This window comes from Armatimonas sp., from assembly GCF_964826245.1.
Genome location: NZ_CBAYMC010000231.1, coordinates 1 through 6,746 on the forward strand (window position 1 = coordinate 1; position 6,746 = coordinate 6,746).

At 60.6% G+C, this 6,746-nt stretch carries 7 protein-coding genes; all 7 read right to left on the bottom strand.

Annotated elements, in window-relative coordinates:
* Positions 1–525 (bottom strand): sialate O-acetylesterase (locus tag AC1XOS_RS17990; RefSeq protein ID WP_481963599.1); only part of this gene is annotated, 525 nt, incomplete at its 3' end.
* A gap of 2 nt (positions 526–527) precedes the next feature.
* Positions 528–2,063: a sulfatase family protein gene (locus AC1XOS_RS17995; protein WP_481963600.1), complete on the bottom strand. Its 1,536-nt coding sequence runs from the start codon at positions 2,061–2,063 to the stop codon at positions 528–530.
* A complete protein-coding gene (locus tag AC1XOS_RS18000) occupies positions 2,060–3,262 on the bottom strand; it encodes a right-handed parallel beta-helix repeat-containing protein (protein WP_481963601.1) in 1,203 nt (400 codons plus the stop codon). The genes AC1XOS_RS17995 and AC1XOS_RS18000 overlap by 4 nt, the downstream gene beginning before the upstream one ends.
* A complete protein-coding gene (locus AC1XOS_RS18005; RefSeq protein ID WP_481963605.1) occupies positions 3,259–4,809 on the bottom strand; it encodes an FAD-dependent oxidoreductase in 1,551 nt (516 codons plus the stop codon). The genes AC1XOS_RS18000 and AC1XOS_RS18005 overlap by 4 nt, the downstream gene beginning before the upstream one ends.
* Positions 4,809–5,066, bottom strand: coding sequence for a hypothetical protein (locus AC1XOS_RS18010; protein WP_481963602.1), 258 nt, complete (start codon positions 5,064–5,066; stop codon positions 4,809–4,811). The genes AC1XOS_RS18005 and AC1XOS_RS18010 overlap by 1 nt, the downstream gene beginning before the upstream one ends.
* A 17-nt stretch (positions 5,067–5,083) precedes the next feature.
* A complete protein-coding gene (locus AC1XOS_RS18015) occupies positions 5,084–6,397 on the bottom strand; it encodes a sulfatase family protein (protein WP_481963603.1) in 1,314 nt (437 codons plus the stop codon).
* Between the two features lie 4 nt (positions 6,398–6,401).
* Positions 6,402–6,746: formylglycine-generating enzyme family protein (locus AC1XOS_RS18020; RefSeq protein ID WP_481963604.1), on the bottom strand; the 345-nt coding region annotated here is incomplete at its 5' end.

The following is a 6,746-nucleotide window of genomic DNA, read 5'->3' on the forward strand; positions in this document are numbered from 1 at the left end:
CTCACCCTCTACCCAAGATGGCGTGTCGTCTTTGTAGCCTGCGTAGGTCTTCCCCTCAAACGTGAAGCGCTCGCTGCCGGGAGGAAGCAAGTCCCAGCCGAGGCTTCGGTTCCCGATACAAGCCTTGAGAATGAGCACGGGCTCGTCCAGCGCCTGCCCCAGAATATGCCCAAACTGAAGCTCCGGCCCGATCGCCTTGCCGCGCACCGAGAGCCAGTCGTTTTGCACGAGCTGCATGCTCCCTCGGTTCTGCATCACAAACGTGTAGCGGACATCGTCGCGCACCGCCCACTGCCCCTTCGCGTCCAGCAAGTGCGGGTACTTCTTCTCCGTCTTGGTGAGATACTCCAGGGTTCCCGGCATGGTCTCTGGCCCCACATCGCCCATGCCCAGCATATTGGACTGCCCCAGAAGGATAAACACTTTAACGGGCTTCTTCAGCTCAGGCGTGCCTTGCTGTGCGGCGCAGACACGGCAGAGAACGAGCACCATGGCTACTAGCAGAGAGAGAGTACTCCGAGACATTTTCATCGCTTTACTTTCTTCGCGGCGCTCCGGCCTTGTGCCTTACTGCTCTCGAGTAGTGCCTTCAGCTCTTTCACAATCTCCGGGTGCTTGAAGTAGAGATTGGTGGTCTCGCCGGGATCGGTCTCCAGGTTGTAGAGCTGGCCAGGGGCATCGGGGGCGGTATCGGGGAGGGCGTAGCGCTTGAGCTGCGGGTTATCGTAGTTGTTGCCGCCGGAGCCCTTGTGATCCAGATACTTCCAGGGGCCTTTGCGGATGGCGAGCGCCAGGCTGATGGTCTGGTGCAGCGTGTAGGGACGAGCCTCGCCCGCGCTCTTTTCCCCACGCAAGATCGGCAGGAGGTCAAAGCTATCTTGGGCAGCGTTATCAGGCAGCGCGACTCCCGTGATCGCCGCACAAGTGGCCATCACATCGGTGAGGCAGACGGTCTGGTCGCTCTTACTGCCTGCGGCGATCTTGCCCGGCCAGCGGACGATAAACGGGACGCGGTGGCCGCCCTCCCACTGGTCTCGCTTCACTCCGCGCCAGGGCCGGGCACCGTCGTGGCCGTAGTCGGCGCGCATGTGGGCGACACTTGTCGTCTCAGGGCCGTTGTCGCTGGAGAACATCACCACCGTGTTTTTATCGAGCCCAAGCCGCTTCAGGGTCTTCATCAGCTCCCCGACAATCTCATCGAGCTCGTGGATAAAGTCCCCGTGCGGCCCGGCTTTTGTGCTTCCCTGGAAGCGCCTGGCAGCAAACGACGGCAGGTGCACGGCATTCATGGAGTGTAAAAGAAAGAAGGGCTTCTTCGGGTTGTTCTTCTGGTGCTGCTCCAGAAACGCCTGGCTTTTCTGGAGGAAGACCATGTCCACTTCTTCCAGATCAAAGCCTGGCGCGATCATGCCCGCCCGATTGTCGAAGGCATACGGGTGCTTGGGGAGCTTGGACTTATCGAGCATGCTGGTGGGCGGCACCGAAATACGGTCACCGTCGATAAAGGCATAGAGATAGTCGGTCGCGGGGCAGCAGGCGGTTCCAAAGAAGCTGTCAAAGCCACGGTGGATCGGGGAGTCGGGGATGGCGCGGGAGTAGTCGATCTGCTGGACGCCCTCAATCCCGCCCTTGGTAATCCGCTGGCCGTCTTTGTCAAAGAAGCTCAGCCCGACGTGCCACTTGCCCGTCATCGCGGTCGTGTAGCCCTGGTTGCGGAGTAGCTGCGGCAGGGTCAGCTGGTCCTCTTTGATCAGACACGGCCCGCCGACTCCCTCAAAGACACTCCGGTAGGGAATGCGAAAGGCCATCCGGCCCGTGAGTAGGCTGTAGCGACTCGGCGTGCAGACCGTAGATGGCGCGTGGGCATCGGTGAAGCGCATCCCCTCCCGTGCCAGCCGGTCCAGGTTCGGCGTCGCCACTTTGGCTTCAGAGTTGTAGCAGCCCACATCGCCATAACCCAAATCATCGGCGAGGATAAAGACGATATTAGGCTTTGCCGTCGGCTGGGCAGCCACGGGCAGTGTGACAATCAAAGCCAGAAGTAGGGCGAGGGTGTATTTCACCGTGTTATTGCGCCACTGAGAGGTCTCGTGCGAGCCTGGCCCGTGAAGTCGGTGGGGATGAGCAGGGCGGGGTCTGCCTTCTCCAGCGGTGCTCCTGGAGTGGGCCTGACATCGTGCTTTTCGCCGTCCCAAGTGACATTCACAAAATCTACTAAGCCCCGCCCGGGCGTCGTTCCCTTCTTAGGCCCATCACCGACAATGACATTCCCTGTAATCACCACACCGTCGCTGCCACTGGCAAAGTGCAGGGCGTTCTTGTCGCGCGAGTAAAGAATGTTGTTGGCGAGGAGCATGCCCTCGCGAGCGTTCCAGGAACCGCCGCTGAAGGCATGCCCCGTGTTGATGATTGTGTTGTGGACGACCTGCAGGTTCCGCGTCTTGCCCTGGTGATCCGTGCTCGCCAGCCCGGAGCCCTTGGCGTCGATCAGCACGTTGTTACGGACAATGGCCTCGCCCTGCACCTGTATGTTGTGGTCGCCGCTCCGACGGCAGAGATTGCGCTCGATGATGTTCACGGGTTTCCCGGCGGTGCCGTATACCGTGATGCAGGGATACTGCGTGTCGTGGATGTCGTTCTCGGCGATCAGGTTGCCCCACGAGCCTTGCTTCACCTCAATCCCATCGCCCTGGGAGCCTTTACAGTCGTGGACATGGTTTAAGGCGATCACGCTCTCGCTCATGACAAACTCACCGTTATTAGCGCCCAGATACATCCCCTCACCATGGCCCCCGCCGTGGTGAAGATGGTTGCGCGTGAGAAAGAGCCGGCGCGTGTTGGCGCTATTGGCACTCAGGCAGACCTCACCCGTGTGGTGGATATGACACCGATCAATCCAGACCTCGTGACACCGCCCGAGCCGCAGCCCATGACTGCCACCGGTGAGCTCCACGCCGCGCAGACAGAGATACTGCACCGGAGCGCCTTGACCGATATTAAGCACGTTCTGCCTCCCATCGGGCCGCGTCAAGAGCACTGTCGCGTCTTCGTCAGCCACGACCCAGATCGGTGCGTCTGCCGTGCCGCGGATCTGGATATCCCACATCCTCTCGACACTGTAGGTTCCGGGGGCAATGATGAGCTTATCGCCCGCCTGTAGGGCAGCAACAGCCTTGGCGAGCGAGTCGTTCTTCGTATCCGCATGTCGGATCACGCGCTTCGGGGCGATCTTTTCCCATTCGGGAGCGTAGCGGGTTTTCATTTTAGTTTTGGTACCTGTGCAATGTCTACAAGCTGCTTGGCGGTATCGAGCCGCTTCCGCAGCTCCGGGTAGGCAATATCTTGGACGCGTTTTTTGCTATCCAGCGCCAGCCCCGCAGCCAGTGCGGCGCTCTGGGAGAGGGTCATGAAGACGGGCTCCATGCGGATCGAGCCATGGGCCACATGCGAGGCGGAGACGCAGATCGGCGCAAACAAGTTCTCACACTCCCCCTTGCGTGGGACAATCGAGCGATACGAGATGCCGTAGGGCCGCGGGGGGACGTGCCAGATCACGCCGTCGCTCACCACAAACCCGCGCTCGGTGACAAAGTGCTGCACCACGTGGGAGTCCATCCCAAACGAGCCCAGCCCGACGGGATCGGGCACGGTGCGCTTGCCCTCACAGTCGTGCTGGGTCATCACGTAGTCCGTGACCATGCGCCGCGCCTCACGGATGTAGATCATGTAGGGCCAACCGCCATTGTCGGGGAACTCGTCTTTGGACAGGCCGTAGGTAGCGACTCGCTTACGGATCGTCTCAGGGACGCGCGGGCTATTGGCTAGTGTCCACAAGAGGCCCCGAATGTAGGTCTGGTGCTCCTGCTCGATCTCTTGGCGGCGCTCGTAGCTGGCCTCCGGGTAGTCCCAGTTCGCACCTGGCAAATCGGAGCCCACGGCGTGCATATTGTTCCAGTCCACCTTAGAGCCGCTCCCGGAGAGCTTCTCGATCAGAGCTGGGAGGCGGGCATCGCCCGCGTCGAAGTTACGGAGCAAGAGCTCATGGTCGAGCGCACGGTAGCCTGCAGGCCTCTCGATGGGAATATGCAGCTTGGGATCGGTGGTCAGGCAGACCCGGTAGTTGTAGGCCTGAATTTTCTTATCGCCCTGGCCATTGGCGAGCCCCTTGAGGGCAAAGACATACGGCAGGAGCCCACTGCTCGGCTCGCCGGGCTTGAGATAGGGATCGACATCGTGAGTGAAGTGGTCTTTATCGCCTTGCGTGTAGTGGACACGGGGCTTGGTATCGCCGCGCCGGACGCCCGCCATGTCCTCGCCGTACTGGCTCTCGGGCTCACGGCCGACCGTGTAGCGCACGCCCGCTGCGGCCATTAAGTCCCCGACATAGGTGGCATCAATGAACATCTTGCCCTGGTAGGTCTTGCCGCTGAGGGTTGTGATGGCCACGACGCGTCGCCCCTTTTTCTTAACCCCTTTGCCGGGCCGACGATCTAGCTTCTCGTTGTAGACCACCTCCACGCCCGCATCAGTGATGAGCTTTTCAAAGACCTGCCGCCCAACATGGGGCTCAAAGCTGCGGACATAGCTGGTTCCGTATGCGGCGGCCACCAGGTCGTAGAACTCTGAGGCGATTCCCCCAAAGGTGGCGCGCTGGCCCAGAAAATCGGTCGCCCCGAGGCCGCTGGCGCTCATGCCGCCCAGAAAGCCTGTCGGATTGACCAAGATCACCGAGCGGCCGTCGCGCTTGGCGGCGACCGCCGCCGTTACTGCTCCGCAAGAGTCGCCATAGACCACCACATCGTAGATCATCAACTAGCCTTTTTACCTTTCTTACCGTGTGACAGCACCAAACGGCCCCTTCTGCTCCAGCCCAAGTGCGGGAAGCCGGCACGGACGAACCAGGCGGCGCAGGCGGCGCAGGCCTTGTCCTCGGTCAGAAAGAAGAGAACGCCGCAGTCGATTCCGCCTTGCAAGGCGGCAAAGAGCGCCTTGGCCCAGGGTTGCACAGCAATCTTCGCTAGAATCGGTGCCCGATCCGCAGGCATTACCCAGATCAATGGTCGCATTGGTGGAGTATGCCTCATTATCGCAGGGTCTTTCGGAAGCTATCGCAGCGGACGCGGAGCGTGCTCAGCGTCTTTGAGTGCGTGGGCGCGCTCGCGAGATCACGCTCTTCCTGCGGGTCGGTCTGAAGATCAAAGAGCTGCTCCAGCGGGGGCTGCTCCTCGGTGTAGCGGATGTACTTCCAGCGCTCGGTGCGGACTCCCTCGCTCTTGGGGATCGGCTTGCGCGGTGGGTCGGTGTTGTAGGTATGCTCGTAGTACCAGTCGTCGCGCCCCTTGGCCTTGGCGTTGCGCAAGAGCGGCTGGAGATCGCGGCCTTGCATACTTTTCGGGATCGGGACGCCCGCCATCGCGAGAATCGTGGGAGCGAGGTCGATATTGAGCGCCAGCTGCGAGCGCCGCCCTTGCGTAGACTTTGGCAGGCGCGGATCAGAAATAATCAGCGGGACATGGATCGACTCCTCGTACATCAGCCACTTGCCATCAAGGCCATGGGCACCGTCCATCGAGCCATTATCTGACATATGGATCACGACCGTGTTCTGGTCCAGCCCCTGCTCCTTGAGCGCCCGGCAGATCTCGCCCACCGCCGCATCAGCGCGGCTGGTGTAGGCGTAGGTCTTGCGTAGGGCCACTTGGTAGGTCTCGGGCTTCTCAAACCACTCGGGAGTTGCTCCCAGGCTACTCTTGACCTTCTCGGGGAGCGCCTCAAACGACTCCCGACTCAGATTCTTCGGCGGCGGGATCGTGGCGTTGGTGTAGGGGTCTTTATACTCCGGGTCGAAGTAGTCCAGCGGCCCGTGTGGCTCTTTTAGCGCGACAATCAAACAAAATGGCTGCTCTGGCTTTGTTTTTGTCTCTTTCAGAAACGCGACGGCTTTCTCGGTCATCACGGTGGTCAAGTAGCGCGGCTTGCCATTGACCATTTGTTTAAAAGCGATCATCTGAGGAAAGCCGTACCAGAGATCAAACTGATCCGCGGGGAGAGCTAGATCTTTATTGGGCTGGGGCGCACCAATGGCAAACTTGCCCAGAAAGCCCGTGCGGTAGCCTGCCTGACGCAGGAGCGCGGGGAAGGTCTGCTGCCACTGTGCCGCCGAGAGCGGGGTCTTAAAGTCCTCCACTCCATGGCGGCGCATGTGCTGGCCGGTGTAGAGGCTCGCGCGGCTACAGCAGCAGATCGCGGTGGTGACAAAGGCTTTCTCAAAGAGCACCCCCTCAGCGGCGAGCTGATCTAGATTGGGGGTCTTCAGGACTGAGTTGCCGGTGCAGCTCAGCCCGTTATACGGCTGGTCATCCGTGAGAAAGAAGACAAAGTTAGGTTTAGTATTCATCGCTCTACTCCACGTCTTTCACGCACCGAAACCCGACATGGGAGCTGCCGGTATTAATATCCCCTTTGCCGCGTCCACCGGGCATGTAGCGTGCGCAATAGGCCTCGCAGCACAAAAACGAGCCGCCTTTTTGGACGCGCTTGGCAACACCTGGCTCATCAGGATCGAGGCTGTCATCGGGCCCTTTCGGGTTGTTCGCAGGGCTCTTGGCAAAGTAGTCTGGGCGGTACCAGTCGGAGCACCACTGCCAGACGTTGCCCGCCATGTCGTAGAGGCCAAAGGCATTGGCGGGGAAGCTGCCCACCGGCGACGTGCGCTCAAAGCCGTCGGTCTTGGTGTTTTTGTTGGG